The organism is Pseudomonas azerbaijanoccidentalis (genome assembly GCF_019145495.1).
Lineage (GTDB): Bacteria > Pseudomonadota > Gammaproteobacteria > Pseudomonadales > Pseudomonadaceae > Aquipseudomonas > Aquipseudomonas azerbaijanoccidentalis.
The window spans coordinates 175,656-195,087 of sequence record NZ_JAHSTU010000008.1 but is presented as its reverse complement, the minus strand read 5'-3'; the positions used below and the strand labels follow the sequence as shown (position 1 = coordinate 195,087).

The window sequence follows — 19,432 nt, the reverse complement described above, 5'->3', positions numbered from 1 at the left end:
AGAGCATTAAACCTAGCCCTGTTTTAAGTAGCTGGCTAATAACTGGACTCTATGGACAGACCCCAGGTTCCGATCTCGGCTATCATGCGCCGGTTTTCGTGACAGGCTTTGCTCCAGAGCAAGCCTGGGCATCGCGCAGTGGTTGAATGTCTCGCCATCTGCCCAGGAGTAAGAATGAACACCCTATTCATGCATTGCCGGCCAGGCTTCGAAGGCGAAGTCTGTTCCGAGATTTCCGACCTCGCCGCACAACTGAACGTGGCCGGTTATGCCAAGGCCAAGGCCGCCAGTGCCTGCGCCGAATTTGTCTGCACCGAAGAAGACGGCGCCGAGCGTCTGATGCGTGGTCAGCGTTTCGAACGATTGATCTTCCCGCGCCAATGGGCCCGGGGCATCTTTATTGATCTGCCGGAAACCGACCGTATCAGCGTGATCCTCGCGCACATGGCGGATTTTCCGGTGTGTGGCAGCCTGTGGCTGGAAATGGTCGACACCAACGACGGCAAGGAGCTGTCGAATTTCTGCAAGAAATTCGAAGTTCACCTGCGCAAGGCCCTGCTGGCGGCCGGCAATCTGGTGGACGACGCCAGCAAGCCGCGCCTGCTGCTGACCTTCAAGAGCGGTCGTGAAGTGTTCGTTGGCCTGGCTGAGTCGAACAACTCGGCGATGTGGCCGATGGGCATTCCACGCCTGAAATTTCCCCGCGAGGCGCCGAGCCGTTCGACGTTGAAACTGGAAGAGGCTTGGCACCACTTTATCCCGCGTGACCAATGGGACGAGCGCCTGCACAGCGACATGACCGGCGTCGACCTCGGTGCTGCACCGGGTGGCTGGACCTGGCAACTGGTCAATCGCGGCATGCTGGTGACCGCCATCGACAACGGCCCGATGGCCGAAAGCCTGATGGACACCGGTCTGGTCCAGCATTTGATGGCCGACGGTTTCACCTTCAAGCCCAAGCAACCGGTGGACTGGATGGTTTGCGATATCGTCGAGAAACCGGCACGCAACGCGGCGATGCTCGAAGAGTGGATCGGCGAAGGGCACTGCCGCGAAGCGGTGGTCAACCTCAAGTTGCCGATGAAACAGCGCTATGCCGAAGTGAAGCGTCTGCTGGAGCGCATTGCCGATGGTTTCAAGGCCCGGGGCATCAAGGTCGAGATCGGCTGCAAGCAGCTGTACCACGACCGCGAAGAAGTGACCTGCCACTTGCGCCGGCTGGACGTGAAGAAACCCAAGTCCCGCTAATTGACTGGCCCCCTGTAGGAGCTGCCGCAGGCTGCGATCATTTGACTTTGCTCTTTACGTCATAGAGCAGGATCAAAAGATCGCAGCCTGCGGCAGCACTTATAGGGCGGTGTTGTGTCGGGTAATTTGTTAAGTGCGGCGGCAATGCGCGACAATGCCGGCAAGTTTCAGGAGTTGATCATGAGTGACATGCTAGATTCGCCGGTTGACGGCACCCTCGACGCCAGGGGGCTCAACTGCCCGGAGCCGGTGATGATGCTGCACCAGCACATCCGTGACCTGACACCCGGTGGCCTGCTCAAGGTGATTGCCACCGATCCGTCGACCCGTCGTGACATCCCCAAGTTCTGCGTGTTTCTTGACCACGAACTGGTGGCGCAACACGAAGACGCCGGCACCTATCTGTACTGGATTCGCAAGAAATCCACGTAAAATCCGCAGGAGCCGGCAAGCCGGCTCCTACAGGCCGTGGTGATTAGCGAAGGCTGAGCCGGATTCGCTTGCGCGCACTGCGTGTCAGGCGGATCGACAGCATCAGCGCCGCGCAACTCAAGCCGGCGATCAGACCTTCCCACAGTCCGCTCGGACCGCTGGCCGGACCGAACCAATCGGTCAGCCCCAGCACGTAACCGACCGGCAGGCCGATGCCCCAATAGGCGAACAGTGTCAGGATCATCGTCACACGCGTGTCCTGATAGCCACGCAGTGCGCCTGCGCAAATCACCTGGATCGCATCGGAAAACTGGTACAGCGCGGCATACACAATCAGCATCGAGGCGATCTGGATCACGGCCTTGTCCGGCGTGTAGATAGATGCGATCGGCTCGCGCAGGCACAGGATCAGCGTCGCCGAAAACGCCGCAAACACCAGTGCGGCACCGAGCCCGACCTTCGCCGCGAACCGCGCTTGCCACGGATTGCCGGCCCCCAGTGCCTGACCGACGCGAACAGTCACCGCCATGCCCAGCGAGTAAGGAATCATGAACAGCAGTGAGCTGATGTTCAGGGCAATTTGATGGCCGGCCACCACAGTGGAGCCGAGACTGCCGATCAGCAGGGCGATGACCGCGAAGATGCTCGACTCGGCGAAAACGGCGATACCGATTGGCAGACCGATGCTGACCAGACGCTTGATCACGGCCCACTGCGGGCGGTCGAACCGCACCAACACCCGGGTGCGCGCATAGAACGGCGCCCAGAAGGTCCAGGCGGCCATGCTCAATGCCATGAACCACATGACGATGCCGCTGGCCCACCCGCAACCAACGCCACCCAGGGCCGGTGCGCCGAAATGGCCATAGATCAGCGCATAGTTCAGCGGGATGTTCAGCAACAGGCCGCACAAACCAATGACCATGCTTGGGCGAGTCCGGCCCATGCCATCGCTGTAGCAGCGCAGCACGTAATAGAACGCCATGCCCGGCAAGCCGAAGGCGATCCCGTGCAGGTAGCCCATGCTGGGCTCGATCAACTGCGCATCGACTTTCATCCAGTGCAGGATCGGCTCGGCGGCAAGCAGCAGGCCACTGCCGATCAACCCGACACACAGTGCCAGCCACAATGCCTGGCGCACCAGTGGGCCGATCTCGTCGAACTGCTCGGCGCCAAAACGTTGCGCGACCTTGGGTGTGGTCGCTAGCAGCACGCCGGACATCAGCAGGTAGACCGGAATCCAGATCGAGTTGCCCAGGGCTACCGAGGCCAGGTCCCGCGGGCTGACGCGGCCGGCCATCACCGCATCGACAAAGCCCATGGCCGTGGTGGCCAGTTGCGCGATCATGATGGGCAGCGCCAGGCTGAGCAGGCCTTTAAGCTCAACGCTTACAGGCGTCGTCCGCGAGGGTGCCGCGGCGACGATATTTTCAGTTACAGGATTCAATAGCAAAACGTCCAAAAGGTATTGTTGCACAGGCGCGCATTCTACGCGTTGACGCAGCGGTCAGGAAAAGACCCGTGTTGTGGATTTGTAATTGAATCCGAGAAAGGCACAAGTAGCAGCTGGCGCAGCCTGCGTTCTGCTGCACCGCAGTCGTAAAAACCTGTGCACGCGGTTTTTCTGCTGCACCGCAGGCTCAAACTTCACGACTACCGCAGCCGAACGCAGGCTTCGCCAGCTACTGCGGGTCAGGTGTAATGCTCGCTGGCTGTTCACCGTCATCTCCGCCTACACTGCCGATCCGCCAAAGGAGCCTGCCATGCTGATTGTTGCCGACGAAAATATCCCCCTGCTCGATGCCTTCTTCGAAGGTTTCGGTGAAATCCGCCGGGTGCCGGGTCGCTCCATCGACCGCGCCACCGTCGAACAGGCTGACGTATTGCTGGTGCGCTCAGTGACCAACGTCAACCGCGCGTTGCTTGAAGGCAGCAAGGTGCGTTTTGTCGGCACCTGCACCATCGGCACCGATCACCTGGACCTCGATTACTTTCAGCAGGCCGGCATCACCTGGTCCAGTGCGCCCGGCTGTAATGCCCGGGGTGTGGTCGATTATGTGCTCGGCAGCCTGTTGACCCTGGCCGAAATCGAAGGCGTCGATCTGACCCAGCGCACCTATGGCGTGGTCGGGGCCGGTGAAGTGGGCGGGCGACTGGTCAAGGTCCTGCAAGGGCTGGGTTGGAAGGTGCTGGTCTGTGACCCGCCGCGTCAGGCCGCCGAGAGCGGGGATTACGTCAGCCTTGAGGAGATCATCGAGCACTGCGACGTGATTAGCCTGCATACGCCGCTGACCAAACAAGGACCGCAGTCGACCTGGCATCTGTTTGATAAAAAACGTTTGAACCAGCTCAAGCCTGGCGCGTGGCTGATCAACGCCAGCCGCGGTCCGGTGGTCAACAACGCTGCATTGCGCGATGTGTTGCTGGAACGCGAAGACTTGCAAGCGGTGCTGGATGTCTGGGAAGGCGAGCCGGAAGTCGATGTGGCCCTGGCCGAGCTCTGCGTACTGGCGACGCCGCACATTGCCGGTTACAGCCTCGATGGCAAACAACGCGGCACCGCACAGATCTACCAGGCGTATTGCGATTTCCTCGGGCAACCGGCCCGGGTCAGCTTGAGTGATCTTTTGCCGGCGCCCTGGTTATCGCAAGTGACCTTGAGCGCGCACAGCGATCCGGCCTGGGTGCTGGCGATGTTGTGCCGAGGCGTGTACGACCCGCGCCGCGACGATGCGGATTTTCGCCGCAGCCTGGTTGGCAGTGTGAGCGAACAGCGGGCGGCGTTTGATGTGCTGCGCAAGAACTACCCGTCCCGGCGGGAGATAGATGGCTTGCAGGTGCGGATCGACGGTGATGCGCCTGAGTTGCAGCGGATTGTGGCGGCGCTGGGTGCAACAGCGGTCTGACCCTACACTTAAGTGGGAGCTGCCGCAGGCTGCGATCTTTTGATCTTGCCCTTGAAAATCAAAAGATCGCAGCCTTCGGCAGCTCCTACACAAACAATGTAGGCCTTGTTGGCATAAAAAACCCGGCCATCAGGGGCCGGGTCAAGAAGACGGTGGCTACATCACTCTTGTTCGGCAGGCTTGACCAATCGCTTTTCCAGCTCGCTGCACGCTTGCTGGATCATGTCTTCAGTGATCGGTACTTCGCGGCCCTGTTCATCAATAATCGAGCAACCCAGAGACTGGTCTGGCTGCGTACGGATCACTTGAATCTTGTCATCGCTGCTGTTTTGCAAGGACATGGCCTGTCTCCTCATCAGGTTGTGTGCCTACTTTAAAACCGCCAGGTGACCAGGCTATGACAACTCCCTGCGATCACTCCCGAACGGCAATAACAGTCCACCAGAAATAGCGCGGCGTTGCCACCCAGACCTTAGACCGATAGCGTCTAGCATCTAGGCTTGGTGGTCATAATTAACCTGACTCATTGTGATTTACCAAGTTCCACCCCATTGATCGGTGTAGGTCACCTTTATCAATTGCCCCGTCCTGGATGATGCCAATGCTCACCGTTCGCCACCGCCGCGCCATTCGCCTGGCCAGCCGCTTCATTGCACCTTATCGCTGGCATGCGCTCGGTGCCTTATTGGCGTTGATCGTTACCGCGGGCATCACCCTGTCCATGGGGCAGGGCATCCGCATGTTGGTGGATCAAGGCTTCATGACTCAGTCGCCGCATCTGCTCAACCAGTCCATCGGAGTTTTCATGTTGTTGGTGTTGGGGCTGGCGCTCGGCACCTTCGCCCGGTTTTATCTGGTGTCGTGGATTGGCGAGCGCTGTGTCGCCGACATTCGTCGGCAGGTGTTCAACCATCTGATCTACCTGCATCCCGGATTTTACGAAAACAACCGCAGCTCGGAAATCCAGTCGCGGCTGACCGCCGATACCACGCTGCTGCAATCGGTGATCGGTTCTTCGCTGTCACTGTTTTTACGCAATCTGTTGATGGTGATCGGCGGAATCGTTTTGCTGTTCATCACCAACCCCAAGCTGACCAGCATCGTGGTGGTTGCCTTGCCACTGGTGATCGCGCCGATCCTGATTTTTGGCCGACGCGTGCGCAGCCTGTCGCGCCTGAGTCAGGATCGGATCGCCGACATCGGCAGTTATGTCTCCGAGACCCTCGGCCAAATCAAAACCGTGCAGGCCTACAACCACCAGTCTCAGGACGAACAGCGGTTTGCCGTCACTGTCGAGGAGGCATTCAACACCGCACGCAAGCGCATCTTTCAGCGAGCCTGGCTGATTACGCTGGTGATCGTGTTGGTACTGGGGGCGGTCGGGGTCATGCTCTGGGTGGGCGGCATGGACGTGATTGCCGGGCGCATTTCGGCGGGTGAGCTGGCGGCGTTCGTTTTTTACAGCCTGATCGTTGGCAGCGCGTTCGGCACCTTGAGCGAAGTGATCGGCGAATTGCAGCGCGCAGCCGGTGCTGCGGAGCGGATCGCCGAATTGCTGCGTTCGGAAAACATCATCCAGCCGCCTGCCACCGATGTTGTCGCCTTACCCGAGCGCGTAAAGGGCGAATTGGTGCTTCAGGATGTGCGCTTTTCCTACCCGTCGCGTCCTGGAAGCTATGCCGTTGACGGCTTGAGCCTGAACATCCGGTCGGGCGAAACCCTGGCTTTGGTCGGGCCTTCGGGGGCTGGCAAGTCGACGGTGTATGACCTGCTGCTGCGCTTCTACGACCCGGCCGAGGGGCGCATCCTGATTGATGGCACGCCGTTGACCCAACTCGATCCGTTGGACCTGCGTCGTTGCTTCGCGCTGGTCTCGCAAACCCCGGCGCTGTTTTTCGGCAGCATCGAAGAGAACATCCGCTACGGCAACCCGACGGCAACGCTTGCCGAAGTCCAGGAGGCGGCAAAAATCGCCTACGCCCACGACTTTATCGAAGCCATGCCCAACGGCTACCAGACACACCTGGGCGATGGCGGCCTCGGCTTGTCCGGCGGCCAGCGCCAGCGTCTGGCCATTGCCCGGGCGTTGCTGGTGGATGCGCCAGTGCTGTTGCTCGACGAAGCCACCAGCGCCCTCGACGCGCAAAGCGAACACCTGATTCAGCAAGCGCTGCCAAGCCTGATGAAAAACCGCACCACCCTGGTCATCGCCCATCGCCTGGCCACCGTGAAAAACGCCGACCGAATCGCCGTGATGGACCAAGGCAAACTGGTGGCGGTAGGCACGCACCAAGAACTCATCGCCAGTAATGCGCTGTATGCGCGGTTGGCGGCGTTGCAATTCAGTGATGGCAAAGCTGAGCTTGATATTCACCCGTAGGAGCTGCCGCAGGCTGCGATCTTTTGATCTGCGCTTCTCCGTAGGAATCAAAAATGCCCGCATCGATTGATGCGGGCATTTTTGTTGAAGAAAGATTAAAAGATCGCAGTCCAATGCAGCTTCTAAAGGGGTATCACTGATCGTCGAAGTACCGCTCATGCCAATCCACGATCGGCTGCGGTGAGTTGAGCTTCTGGCCGTAGATCACCGAGTACGACAGCACGTTTTGTACGTATTGGCGGGTTTCGTCGAACGGGATGCTTTCCACCCACACGTCGAAGCTCAGGTGGTCGGCACCGCGCAGCCACTGGCGCACGCGGCCCGGGCCGGCGTTGTAGGCGGCGGAGGCTAGGACGCGGTTGCCGTTGAACTGGCTGTGCACCTGGCTCAGGTAGGCGGCGCCGAGCTGAATGTTTTTGTCCGGATCGAACAGTTGCTGCGGCGAAGCGTACGGAATGCTGAACTTGCGGGCGGTTTCCTTGGCCGTGGCGGGCATCAACTGCATCAGCCCCGACGCGCCGACGCCGGAACGGGCGTCATCCATGAAAGCGCTTTCCTGGCGGGTAATGGCGAACGCCCAGCTTGGGTGCAAGCCGCGATTCTTCGCTTCACGCACCAACGCGTTGCGGTGGGCCATCGGGAAACGTATATCCAGATCGTCCCAATACTGCGCCTGGCTGATCGTGCGAATGGCCGGGAAATACCATTTCAGGTCGTAGGCCAGCTTGGCCTGGGCAACCATTTCGTCACGGCTGAAGTGGCGGCTGACGTGATACCACTCGCGGCGACCGTCGACGATTTGCCCGCGCGCATGGAATTCCAGCGCACGGCGTACACCGGGGGTGTTGCGCACTTTATTGATCAGCGCCTGGCTCATCACCAGCGGTTTGTTGTTCAACGAATAGGCAGATTGCGAACGATCTGCCGCGAGGAATCCATAAAAGTCACGCTCGCGGGCGAGGTTCTTGTAGAGGGACTGCGGTTCCGGGCTTTGTGGTTGCGACAGCTCCAGGCTGCGGGCCTGCCAATAACGCCAGCGATTGGTCGTCGCGAGATCCTGCGGCAGGCGGCGGGTCAACTGGTAGGCGTCGTCCCAGCGGGCCAGGCGTAGCAGCAGGCGCAAACGCCATTCGGACACGGTGTTGTCGCGCAATTCCGGGTCGTACTTGGTCATCATGTCCAGCGCACGGCTGTCGAAACGCTTGGCGAGCGTCAGCCCGATTTCCCTTGCGATCGCGACTTTCTCATCCCGGGAGAAATGCATGCTGCTAGCGTACCCGTCCAGCAGGTTCATGGCCCTGTCCGGGTCTTGACGGGCAAGTCGGCGCAGGCCGAGGCTGACCACGTCGGACATCGGCTCGTCGGCCGGGGTGAAGCGCGATGGCTGATTCAACAGTTCCGGGTTCTGCGCCACATCCACCAGCAAGCGCCCGCGAGGGGCGAGGGTGGTCAGGCCGTTGGTCAAACTGTTGGCCAGTGGGTAATTGCGCGCCTGGGCCGCGAGCTTGGTGCGCTCCCAGCGTTTCTGTTCGGTCAGTTGGCCGTCGGCGGCCCAAATGCCGAACAGCGCATCACACGCCGCCGGTTGGGATTTTCCGGTGAGCCAGAGTTTATTGGCGTTGGCGTATCCTTCGGCTTTCTGGTTGTGAGTGATCTGGTACTGCGCGTTCAGGCAGTCCAGCTCGGTGAAATTCATCTTGGGGTCGTAATACTTGACGAAGGTCGCCCAGTCGCCGCGATCGGCCAGCCAGCGCAACCAGCGCAGTTTCATCCAGTTGGCTTGCGGCAGGTCGCCATGCTCGGCAAGAAACTTTTCGATTTCGGCATTGCTCGCGGTTTTCAGGCGTGCGGTCAGCTCGTCGTAGGCCAGGTAAGGCTCCAGCGGATAATCGGCCAATGCCTGGCTGTAACGGAAATACGGGCCGGTGTCGCCCTTGGCCAGGGCGCGCTTGGCTTCATCGTAATACTGGCGTTGGGTGGACAGGTCTACCGCCTGGGCGGATTGAACGGCAGCGGCAGACAGTAAAAAACACGACAAAAAATTGAAAAGGCGACTGCGCATGAGACGTCCGGACAGAAAAAACATGACAAGTGCAGGCGATGCCCACACTGAATTAACCGTAGCTTAGCCTTTTGCCAGCAGCGGGTGAAAGCTTTGCCGATCTGTCTGCATCAGTTCGCAACATTTGTTGTGCAGAGTGCTTCGACAGTGAAATTGCCGGCCTTCTGAAGCCTCGATTCAGGTAGAATGCGCGCCCGGTTTTTGGAGAAGCTCATGACCCTGCTCAAATTCAGCGATGTGTCCCTTGCTTTCGGCGCTATGCCGTTGTTGGACAAGGTGTCCTGGCAGATCGCCCGTGGAGAGCGGGTGTGCATCATCGGCCGCAACGGCACTGGCAAGTCCAGCATGATGAAGCTCGTCAAGGGCGACCAGAAGCCCGATGACGGCTCGGTTTGGCGCGCACCCGGCCTCAAGATTGGCGAATTGCCGCAAGAATTGCCGGTAGCCGACGAGCGGACCGTGTTCGACGTGGTGGCTGAAGGCCTGGACGGTGTCGGCGCCTTGCTCGCCGAGTATCACCACCTGAGCCAGAACATCGTCACCGACGCGGACCTGGACAAGCTGATGCACGTCCAGCACGACCTCGAAGCCCGCGATGGCTGGCGCTTGCAGACCCTCGTCGACAGCACGCTCAGCCGCCTGCAATTGCCGGCCGACAAGACCCTCGCCGAGTTGTCCGGCGGCTGGCGTCGTCGCGTCCTGCTGGCCCAGGCCCTGGTTTCCGAACCGGACCTGCTGCTGCTCGACGAACCAACCAACCACCTGGACATCGGTGCGATTGCCTGGCTCGAAGAGGCGCTGAAGGATTTCCAGGGTGCCGTGCTGTTCATCACGCACGACCGTTCCTTCCTGCAAAACCTCGCCACCCGCATTCTCGAACTGGATCGTGGCGGCTTGATCGACTGGAACGGCGACTACGCCAGTTTCCTTGTGCATAAAGAAGCCGAACTGGCAGCCGAGGCTACCGCCAACGCGCTGTTCGACAAGCGTCTGGCCCAGGAAGAAGTGTGGATTCGCCAGGGCATCAAGGCTCGCCGTACCCGTAACGAAGGCCGTGTGCGTGCGTTGAAAGCGTTGCGCGTTGAACGCAGCGAACGTCGCGAGCGCACCGGCAAGGCCAACATCCAGCTGGAAACCGCCGACAAGTCCGGCAAGCAGGTGATGGTCCTCGAGAACGTGAGCTTTGCTCATCCGGGCGGCCCGTTCCTGATCAAGGATTTCTCCATGGTCTTGCAGCGCGGCGACCGCATCGGTCTGCTTGGCGCCAACGGTACCGGCAAGACCACGCTGCTCAAACTGATGCTCAGCGGCCTGCAACCTACCAGCGGCAAGGTGGAAGAGGGCACGAAGATCGACGTCGCCTACTTCGACCAGTTGCGCCATCAACTGGATTTGGAAAAAACCGTGATCGATAACGTCGCCGAAGGTCGCGACTTCATCGATATCGACGGCCAGAGCCGCCATGTGCTGAGCTACCTGGGTGACTTCCTGTTCAGCCCGCAGCGTGCCCGCACGCCGGTCAAGGCGCTGTCGGGTGGCGAGCGTGCCCGTTTGTTGCTGGCCAAGTTGTTCAGCAAGCCGGCGAACCTGCTGGTACTCGACGAACCGACCAACGACCTCGACGTTGAAACCCTAGAACTGCTCGAAGAGGTCCTGCTGACCTTCAACGGCACCGTACTGATGGTCAGCCACGACCGGGCATTCCTCGACAACGTGGTCACCAGCACTCTGGTCTTCGAAGGTGAAGGCAAGGTGCGCGAGTACGTCGGTGGTTACCAGGACTGGCTGCGTCAGGGTGGTTCGCCGCGCCTGCTGGGTGTGACCGAGAGCAAATCCGGCAAGGCCGATCTGAACTCGGCAGTGGTCAAGGCCGAGCCTGCGCCGGTTGCGGCTGTGGTCGAAGCACCCGCGAAGAAAAAGCTCAGCTACAAGTTGCAGCGCGAGCTGGAAGCGTTGCCGGGCCAGATCGAAGCCATGGAGCAGCAGATCGCCGCCGTGGAAGCGCAAATGGCGGACTCCGGTTTCTATCTGCGTCCTGCGGCCGAAACCGCCGCCGTGATCGCTCAGCTGTCGCAGTTGCAGGCTGAACTCGACGTGATGGTCGAACGTTGGGCCGAGCTGGATGCCTGATTGATCCCGCTATGAAAAAGCCCGGCGCTCAGTGATGAGCGCCGGGCTTTTCGTAGGAGCTGCCGCAGGCTGCGATCTTTTGATCTTGTTGTGAAAATCAACATCAAAGGATCGCAGACTGCGGCAGCTCCTACAGCTTTTTTGTGCTGTCAGGATTTGCTTTGCAGTCGCACCGCCAGCACGTCGCAAGGTGCACCGTGCAGCACATCGTTGGCGGTGGAACCCAGCAGCAGCGCCAGGCCGTGTCGGCCATGGCTGCCCACCACGATCATGTCGCACCCTTGCTCCTTGGCCAGGTGATGAATTTCCTGGCGTGGCTGGCCGTAAGTCAGGTGGCTGTATTCCTTGGATAGCTCCGGATATTTCAGGATCAACCGCTCAAGGCGCTCCTTGGCCTGATCGAACTGCTGTTGTTGCAGTTGTGACAGGTCCATCGGGACGTCACCGCCGAAGGCCATGGCCATTGGTTCGACAATGTGCACCAGGGACAGCTTCGCACCGTTGCTCACCGATAGCTCGCGAGCGCGATGGATTACAGGGTCGCACTCTTCGGTTAGATCTACAGCGACCAGAATATGGTTGTAGGGCATGAGGTGCTCCTCCTGAGGGATGCAATATTGGTAAGTATGGCTGGTTTCAAGCGCATTGGTTCCAAAGTGACTCAATGCGCTCATTCAAAATCGGGAGTACAGATATGACGGTCTGGATAGTGGTGTCAATCCTGCTGGTGGTTCTCAGCCCCCTGGCATGGTTGCGACCCTCACGCCATCAGAGCGGCCGGATGGCCCTACGCATGGAGGCGCGGCGCATCGGCCTGGCCATGCAATTGGCGCCCCAGGAGTGGCCGCATTGGCTCGCCCAGGAGCCGCCAAACCCTTGCGCACAGTACCACCGACCACGGCGCGGCAATCAGCCGGCATGCTGGATTTACTGGCAGAAAACGCCGGGTGTGTGGGTGAATCAATGGCAGGAAGTTTGTGAAGATCCGGCGCTGCTCAATCATTTCGAAAAATTGCCGGATAACGTCTACAAGGTCGAAGCCGACAAGCAGATGATCGCTTTGTATTGGGGCGAGAAGGGCGAAGCTGAAGTTTTGCAACACATCGATGCCACCCTCAAGGCACTCTCCTAAAAACCGATCTGTAGCAGCTGCCGAGCTTGCGAGGCTGCGTTCGGCTGCGCAGCAGTCGTAAACCGGGCGCCTCGGTGTATAAGGCGCGACCGCGTGCTCACGGTTTGCGACGACTTCGTCGCCGAACGCAGCCTCGCAAGCTCGGCAGCTGCTACAAAGCGCAAAAACGCAGGCAATAAAAAGCCCGATATCAACATCGGGCGGAGTTGGCCAGGCAGGCCGGTAATTCGGTTTGCGCAGATCTTACGCTGGGTATTCACCCATGCGTTCAAAAAATTTTCTATCGGGTCCCGCCAGCGTAGCTCGTTAAACACGGGTTGCCGCGAATTAGGGCGACTTTTCTAATGATTAATCCTATGAATGGCAGTACATGCACCCGCGTGTTAGAGATCTTCGCGTTACGGAAATGACTGCAAAGTCGAGTTTCAACCCGCATTTTGGGCGATTGACAATTGTCGGAAATTCCGTGAAGGTGGCATACCCAAATCAAACGGGCGTATGAATTGAGCGTTTGTATTTCAGACCGCTCCTACAGAATCCCGACTATCGCGTTGGCGGGTGTGCCGGGTGGATTGGCGTAGCATTGACGATCGACGTCCCTGCCAAGCCATTCGCCTGCGTCCGACGTGTACTGTTCAGCTTCCATATCGTGGAGATCAGTTGATGATTTACGAAGGTAAAGCCATCACGGTTAAGGCTCTTGAAAGTGGCATCGTCGAACTGAAGTTCGACCTCAAGGGTGAGTCCGTCAACAAGTTCAACCGTCTAACCCTGAACGAACTGCGTCAGGCCGTAGACACCATCAAGGCAGATGCTTCGATCAAGGGTGTGATCGGCAGCAGTGGCAAGGACGTGTTCATCGTCGGCGCCGACATCACCGAATTTGTCGACAACTTCAAGCTGCCGGATGCAGAGCTTGTTGCAGGCAACCTCGAAGCCAACAAGATTTTCAGCGATTTCGAAGACCTCAACGTCCCGACGGTGGTTGCCATCAACGGCATCGCATTGGGTGGCGGTCTGGAAATGTGCCTGGCAGCGGACTACCGCGTCATGTCGACCAAGGCCAAGATCGGTCTGCCGGAAGTCAAGCTGGGCATCTACCCTGGTTTCGGCGGTACCGTGCGTCTGCCGCGCCTGATCGGTGCCGACAACGCTATCGAGTGGATTGCCTCCGGCAAGGAAAACCGTCCTGAAGACGCGCTGAAAGTAGGCGCCGTCGATGCCGTGGTTGCTCCTGAGAAGCTGCAGGAAGCTGCGCTGGAACTGATCAAGCGCGCCATCTCCGGCGAGTTCGATTACAAGGCCAAGCGCCAGCCGAAACTGGAAAAGCTGAAGCTGAACGCCATCGAACAAATGATGGCTTTCGAAACCGCCAAAGGTTTTGTGGCCGGTCAAGCTGGCCCGAACTATCCGGCGCCGGTTGAAGCGATCAAGACCATCCAGAAAGCTGCGAACTTCGGTCGCGACAAAGCACTGGAAGTCGAAGCTGCAGGTTTCGTGAAGCTGGCCAAGACCTCTGCCGCGCAGAGCTTGATCGGTTTGTTCCTGAACGATCAGGAACTGAAGAAAAAAGCCAAGGCCTACGACGAAATCGCCAAAGACGTGAAGCAGGCTGCCGTACTCGGCGCGGGCATCATGGGTGGCGGTATCGCCTATCAGTCGGCGTCCAAAGGCACGCCGATCCTGATGAAAGACATCAATGAAGCCGGGATCGAACAGGGTCTGGCCGAAGCCGCCAAACTGCTGGTTGGCCGCGTTGATAAAGGCCGCATGACCGCCGCGAAAATGGCTGAAGTGCTCAACGGCATCCGTCCAACCCTGTCCTACGGCGACTTCGGTCACGTGGATCTGGTGGTTGAAGCCGTCGTCGAGAACCCTAAGGTCAAGCAAGCCGTACTGGCTGAAGTCGAAGACAAGGTCAAAGAGGACACTATCCTCGCCTCGAACACCTCGACCATTTCCATCACCTTGCTGGCCAAAGCCCTCAAGCGTCCGGAAAACTTCGTCGGCATGCACTTCTTCAACCCGGTGCACATGATGCCGCTGGTTGAAGTGATCCGTGGCGAGAAGTCCAGTGAACTGGCGGTTGCCACCACCGTTGCCTACGCCAAGAAAATGGGCAAGAACCCGATCGTCGTCAACGACTGCCCGGGCTTCCTGGTCAACCGCGTACTGTTCCCGTACTTCGGCGGTTTCGCCAAGCTGGTCAGCGCCGGTGTGGACTTCGTCCGTATCGACAAGATCATGGAAAAATTCGGCTGGCCTATGGGCCCGGCATACCTGATGGACGTGGTCGGCATCGACACCGGTCACCACGGTCGTGACGTGATGGCTGAAGGCTTCCCGGACCGCATGAAAGACGACCGTCGTTCGGCCGTCGACGTGCTCTACGAAGCCAAGCGCCTGGGCCAGAAGAACGGCAAGGGTTTCTACGCCTACGAGACCGACAAGAAGGGCAAGCAGAAGAAAGTCGCCGATCCATCGGTGCTTGAAGTGCTCAAGCCGATCGTCTTTGAACAGCGCGAAGTCACCGACGAAGACATCATCAACTGGATGATGATCCCGCTGTGCCTGGAAACCGTGCGTTGCCTGGAAGACGGCATCGTCGAAACCGCTGCCGAAGCCGACATGGGTCTGGTCTACGGTATTGGTTTCCCTCCATTCCGTGGCGGTGCGCTGCGCTACATCGACTCGATCGGTGTTGCAGAGTTCGTTGCCCTGGCTGACCAGTACGCTGATTTGGGCGCGCTGTACCACCCGACCGCGAAGCTGCGCGAAATGGCCAAAAACGGCCAGAGCTTCTTCGGTTAAGCGCCCCCAACTAGAGTGAGAGTGAACTTATGAGCTTGAATCCTAGAGACGTCGTGATTGTCGACTTCGGTCGTACTCCGATGGGCCGCTCCAAGGGCGGCATGCACCGCAACACCCGCGCCGAAGACATGTCGGCGCACTTGATCAGCAAGCTGCTGGAACGCAACGTCAAGGTTGACCCGAGCGAAGTCGAAGACGTGATCTGGGGCTGCGTAAACCAGACCCTGGAGCAGGGCTGGAACATCGCACGCATGGCGTCGCTGATGACGCAGATCCCGCACACCTCGGCCGGCCAGACCGTCAGCCGTCTGTGTGGCTCGTCGATGAGCGCCCTGCACACCGCAGCGCAAGCCATCATGACCGGCAATGGTGACGTATTCGTCGTCGGCGGCGTCGAGCACATGGGCCACGTGAGCATGATGCACGGTGTCGATCCGAACCCGCACATGTCGCTGTACGCGGCGAAAGCCTCGGGCATGATGGGCCTGACCGCTGAAATGCTGGGCAAAATGCACGGCATCACTCGCGAGCAGCAGGACGCTTTCGGCGTGCGCTCCCACCAACTCGCCCACAAGGCGACCGTGGAAGGCAAGTTCAAAGACGAAATCATCCCGATGCAGGGCTACGACGAGAACGGTTTCCTGAAAACCTTCGACTACGACGAAACCATTCGTCCGGAAACCACCCTGGAAAGCCTGGCGGCTCTCAAGCCAGCGTTCAATCCGAAGGGCGGCACCGTGACAGCCGGTACTTCTTCGCAGATCACCGATGGTGCTTCGTGCATGATCGTGATGTCGGCGCAGCGTGCACAGGACCTGGGTATTCAGCCTCTGGCGGTGATCCGCTCGATGGCAGTGGCAGGTGTGGACCCGGCGATCATGGGCTATGGTCCAGTACCGGCCACACAAAAAGCACTGAAGCGCGCGGGTCTGAGCATCTCCGACATCGACTTCTTCGAGCTAAACGAAGCTTTCGCCGCACAGGCCTTGCCAGTGCTGAAAGATTTGAAAGTGCTCGACAAGATGAACGAGAAGGTTAACCTGCACGGCGGCGCGATCGCCCTGGGTCACCCGTTTGGTTGCTCTGGTGCGCGTATCTCCGGCACTTTGCTCAACGTGATGAAGCAAAATGGCGGCAACCTCGGGGTAGCCACCATGTGCATTGGTCTCGGCCAAGGCATCTCCACCGTCTTCGAACGCGTTTAAGCGTTTCGTTGATGGAAGCCGGGGCCAAGTGCCCCGGTTTTTGTTTTTCCGGATTTATTTTTGTTTTTATTTTGAAAAAATTTGAGTGAGGGCCAAAGCATGCCGATACAACCTGGGCTCTACCAACATTACAAAGGTCCGCAGTACCGCGTTTTCAGTGTTGCGCGGCATTCGGAAACCGAAGAAGAAGTGGTCTTCTACCAAGCCCTGTATGGCGATTACGGCTTTTGGGTGCGTCCCTTGAGCATGTTCCTGGAGTCCGTCGAGGTTGACGGCGAACAGGTGCCACGCTTTGCTTTGGTGCAGGCCGAAGAAAGCCTTTTTACCAAGCCATAAGCTGAGTTCGCGCAATACCCTGCGCTTGACCTCACCTTGTTGCCACTATATATAGCGGTGCCGCGTCAGGCGCCAACCGCCTTTCACTTCTCGAATTCAGGAATTTTCTGATCCATGGGCAAATCGCTGGTCATTGTGGAATCCCCGGCTAAGGCCAAGACCATCAACAAGTATTTGGGCAACGAATACGTGGTGAAGTCGAGTATCGGCCATATCCGAGACCTGCCCACCAGCGGTTCGGCTAGCGCCAGCAAAGAGCCCGCCGCCAAGCGCGGCAAGGCTGCTGCGGGCGAAGCGCCGGCCTTGTCGCCGAAAGAAAAGGCGCGCAAGCAGCTGGTTGCTCGCATGGGTGTCGATCCCGATCACGGCTGGAAAGCCAAGTACGAGATCCTTCCGGGCAAGGAAAAAGTCATCGAAGAGTTGCGCCGGCTCGCCAAGGATGCTGACACCATCTATCTCGCAACCGACTTGGATCGCGAGGGGGAAGCCATTGCCTGGCACCTGCGCGAAGCCATCGGTGGTGACGACACCCGCTACAAGCGCGTGGTGTTCAACGAAATCACCAAGAAGGCGATTCAGGAAGCCTTCTCGAAACCCGGCGAGCTGGATATCGATCGCGTCAACGCCCAGCAGGCGCGTCGTTTCCTCGACCGCGTCGTCGGTTACATGGTATCGCCGCTGCTGTGGGCCAAGATCGCTCGCGGTCTGTCCGCCGGTCGTGTGCAATCGGTTGCCGTGAAGCTGGTGGTTGAGCGCGAGCGCGAAATCCGTGCGTTCATCCCTGAAGAATACTGGGAAGTTCACGCCGACCTTGGCACCGCCAAAGGCGCCACCGTGCGTTTCGATGTCGCTCGCGAAAAAGGCGAAGCCTTCAAGCCGCTCAACGAAGCCCAGGCCATGGCCGCGCTGGAGAAGCTCAAGGCTTCCAGCTACAGCATCGTCAAGCGCGAAGACAAGCCGACCAGCAGCAAGCCGTCGGCACCTTTCATCACGTCCACCCTGCAACAGGCGGCGAGCAACCGCCTGGGCTTCGGCGTGAAGAAAACCATGATGATGGCCCAGCGGCTGTACGAAGCCGGCTACATCACATACATGCGTACCGACTCCACCAACCTGTCGACCGATGCCGTGGCGATGGCGCGGACCTACATTGAAAGCGAGTTCGGCAAGAAGTACCTGCCGGAAACGCCGAACGTCTACAGCAGCAAGGAAGGCGCACAAGAGGCTCACGAAGCGATTCGTCCGTCTGACGCCAATACCGAGCCAAGCAAGCTGTCGGGCATGGAGCGCGACGCTGAGCGCCTCTACGAGCTGATCTGGCGCCAGTTCCTCGCTTGTCAGATGTTGCCGGCGCAATACCTGTCGACCACCGTGACTGTCGGTGCTGGCGACTTCGAATTGCGCGCCAAGGGCCGCATCCTCAAGTTTGACGGTTACACCCGCGTCATGCCGCAAATCGCCAAGCCGGGCGATGACGACGTACTGCCGGACATGACCCAGGGCGACGTGATGAAGCTGATCAAGCTTGATCCGACCCAGCACTTCACCAAACCGCCGGCGCGTTACTCGGAAGCCAGCCTGGTAAAAGAAATGGAAAAACGCGGCATCGGTCGTCCTTCGACCTACGCGGCGATCATTTCGACGATCCAGGACCGCGGCTATGTGGCGCTGCACAACCGTCGTTTCTATTCGGAAAAGATGGGCGACATCGTCACCGAGCGTCTGGCGGAAAGCTTCTCCAACCTGATGGACTACGGCTTCACCGCCGGCATGGAAGAGAATCTCGATGACGTGGCCCAGGGCGAACGCGACTGGAAGAACGTGCTAGACGAGTTCTACGGCGACTTCAAGAAGAAACTCGAAGTAGCCGAAAGTCCGGAAAACGGCATGCGTGCCAACCAGCCCGTCATGACTGACATTCCGTGCACCACCTGCGGTCGTCCGATGCAGATTCGCACTGCATCGACCGGCGTGTTCCTTGGTTGCTCGGGCTACAGCCTGCCGCCGAAAGAGCGCTGCAAGGCCACGGTCAACCTGGTGCCGGGCGACGAAATCGCTGCGGACGACGAGGGTGAATCGGAATCGCTGGTACTGCGTGGCAAGCATCGCTGCCCGATCTGCAGCACGGCGATGGATGCCTACCTGCTCGATGAGAAGCGCAAGTTGCACATCTGCGGTAACAACCCGGATTGCGATGGCTACGAAATCGAAGAGGGCACCTATCGCATCAAAGGCTACGAAGGTCCGAGCCTGGAGTGCGACAAGTGTGGCAGTGAGATGCAGCTCAAGACCGGCCGATTTGGCAAGTTCTTCGGTTGCACCAATCCGACCTGCAAGAACACCCGCAAACTGCTGAAGAGCGGTGACGCGGCGCCGCCGAAGATGGACCCGGTGAAGATGCCTGAGCTGAAATGCGAAAAGGTCAACGACACCTACATCCTGCGCGACGGTGCGTCCGGTCTGTTCCTGGCGGCCAGCCAGTTCCCGAAAAACCGCGAGACCCGTGCTCCGCTGGTGATGGAAATCATCCCGCACAAGGATGAGATCGATCCGAAGTACCACTTCCTTTGTGAAGCGCCGAAGAAAGATCCGGATGGCTTGCCTGCGGTAATCCGCTATAGCCGCAAGACCAAAGAGCAATACGTCCAGACTGAAGTCGACGGTAAGCCGACTGGCTGGAAAGCGTTCTACGACGGCGGTAAGTGGAAGGTCGAAGACAAGCGTCCTGCTGCGAAGGCGTAAAACGTCGCGGTACTGAAAAGGCCGCATGACAACCCTTGGGTTTTCATG

14 protein-coding genes are annotated in these 19,432 nt (G+C 59.1%); 10 read left to right on the top strand and 4 right to left on the bottom strand.

What is annotated here, in order from left to right; genetic code table 11:
• Positions 1 to 174: 174 nt before the first annotated feature.
• Both rlmM and tusA read left to right on the top strand, forming a co-directional pair.
• Positions 175 to 1,248: a 23S rRNA (cytidine(2498)-2'-O)-methyltransferase RlmM gene (gene rlmM / locus KVG88_RS23850; RefSeq protein WP_217872916.1), complete on the top strand. Its 1,074-nt coding sequence runs from the start codon at positions 175 to 177 to the stop codon at positions 1,246 to 1,248.
• Positions 1,249 to 1,428: 180 nt separating this feature from the next.
• The gene (gene tusA, locus KVG88_RS23845; RefSeq protein WP_217872915.1) at positions 1,429 to 1,680 is read left to right on the top strand and encodes a sulfurtransferase TusA; all 252 of its coding nucleotides are present in this window, start codon (positions 1,429 to 1,431) and stop codon (positions 1,678 to 1,680) included.
• A gap of 43 nt (positions 1,681 to 1,723) precedes the next feature.
• Here the strand turns inward: tusA and KVG88_RS23840 are convergent, their stop codons facing one another.
• Entirely contained in the window at positions 1,724 to 3,127 is a 1,404-nt protein-coding gene (locus KVG88_RS23840; protein WP_225934125.1) for an MATE family efflux transporter, read from the bottom strand.
• A 316-nt stretch (positions 3,128 to 3,443) separates the two neighbouring features.
• Between KVG88_RS23840 and pdxB the strand changes: the two genes are divergently transcribed.
• Positions 3,444 to 4,586: a 4-phosphoerythronate dehydrogenase PdxB gene (gene pdxB / locus KVG88_RS23835; RefSeq protein WP_217872914.1), complete on the top strand. Its 1,143-nt coding sequence runs from the start codon at positions 3,444 to 3,446 to the stop codon at positions 4,584 to 4,586.
• Between the two features lie 161 nt (positions 4,587 to 4,747).
• On the opposite strand, the gene KVG88_RS23830 is transcribed toward pdxB, so the two are convergent.
• Positions 4,748 to 4,927, bottom strand: coding sequence for a PA1571 family protein (locus KVG88_RS23830; protein ID WP_150701097.1), 180 nt, complete (start codon positions 4,925 to 4,927; stop codon positions 4,748 to 4,750).
• A gap of 251 nt (positions 4,928 to 5,178) precedes the next feature.
• Between KVG88_RS23830 and KVG88_RS23825 the strand changes: the two genes are divergently transcribed.
• Entirely contained in the window at positions 5,179 to 6,966 is a 1,788-nt protein-coding gene (locus tag KVG88_RS23825; RefSeq protein ID WP_217872913.1) for an ABC transporter transmembrane domain-containing protein, read from the top strand.
• A gap of 133 nt (positions 6,967 to 7,099) precedes the next feature.
• On the opposite strand, the gene KVG88_RS23820 is transcribed toward KVG88_RS23825, so the two are convergent.
• Positions 7,100 to 9,028 (bottom strand): transglycosylase SLT domain-containing protein, encoded by a 1,929-nt coding sequence (locus KVG88_RS23820; RefSeq protein ID WP_150701099.1) that lies wholly within the window; start codon positions 9,026 to 9,028, stop codon positions 7,100 to 7,102.
• A 213-nt stretch (positions 9,029 to 9,241) separates the two neighbouring features.
• Here KVG88_RS23820 and KVG88_RS23815 point away from each other — a divergent pair, with 213 nt between their 5' ends.
• Complete coding sequence (locus KVG88_RS23815; protein ID WP_150701100.1) at positions 9,242 to 11,158, top strand: ATP-binding cassette domain-containing protein; 1,917 nt, start codon at positions 9,242 to 9,244, stop codon at positions 11,156 to 11,158.
• Positions 11,159 to 11,307: 149 nt separating this feature from the next.
• Here KVG88_RS23815 and KVG88_RS23810 read toward each other — a convergent pair whose 3' ends face one another.
• Positions 11,308 to 11,748, bottom strand: coding sequence for a universal stress protein (locus KVG88_RS23810; protein WP_150701101.1), 441 nt, complete (start codon positions 11,746 to 11,748; stop codon positions 11,308 to 11,310).
• Between the two features lie 104 nt (positions 11,749 to 11,852).
• Here KVG88_RS23810 and KVG88_RS23805 point away from each other — a divergent pair, with 104 nt between their 5' ends.
• The 5 genes from KVG88_RS23805 (at position 11,853) to topA (ending at position 19,384) form a co-directional block, all read left to right on the top strand.
• Positions 11,853 to 12,290: a hypothetical protein gene (locus KVG88_RS23805; protein WP_150701102.1), complete on the top strand. Its 438-nt coding sequence runs from the start codon at positions 11,853 to 11,855 to the stop codon at positions 12,288 to 12,290.
• Between the two features lie 663 nt (positions 12,291 to 12,953).
• Positions 12,954 to 15,101: a fatty acid oxidation complex subunit alpha FadB gene (gene fadB / locus KVG88_RS23800; RefSeq protein ID WP_217872912.1), complete on the top strand. Its 2,148-nt coding sequence runs from the start codon at positions 12,954 to 12,956 to the stop codon at positions 15,099 to 15,101.
• 29 nt (positions 15,102 to 15,130) lie between these two features.
• Positions 15,131 to 16,306, top strand: a complete 1,176-nt coding sequence (fadA, locus tag KVG88_RS23795; protein WP_150701104.1) for an acetyl-CoA C-acyltransferase FadA — start codon at positions 15,131 to 15,133, stop codon at positions 16,304 to 16,306.
• A 99-nt stretch (positions 16,307 to 16,405) separates the two neighbouring features.
• Positions 16,406 to 16,642 (top strand): DUF1653 domain-containing protein, encoded by a 237-nt coding sequence (locus KVG88_RS23790; protein WP_007986363.1) that lies wholly within the window; start codon positions 16,406 to 16,408, stop codon positions 16,640 to 16,642.
• A 114-nt stretch (positions 16,643 to 16,756) separates the two neighbouring features.
• Positions 16,757 to 19,384 (top strand): type I DNA topoisomerase, encoded by a 2,628-nt coding sequence (topA, locus tag KVG88_RS23785; RefSeq protein WP_217872911.1) that lies wholly within the window; start codon positions 16,757 to 16,759, stop codon positions 19,382 to 19,384.
• The last annotated feature ends 48 nt before the right edge of the window (positions 19,385 to 19,432 follow it).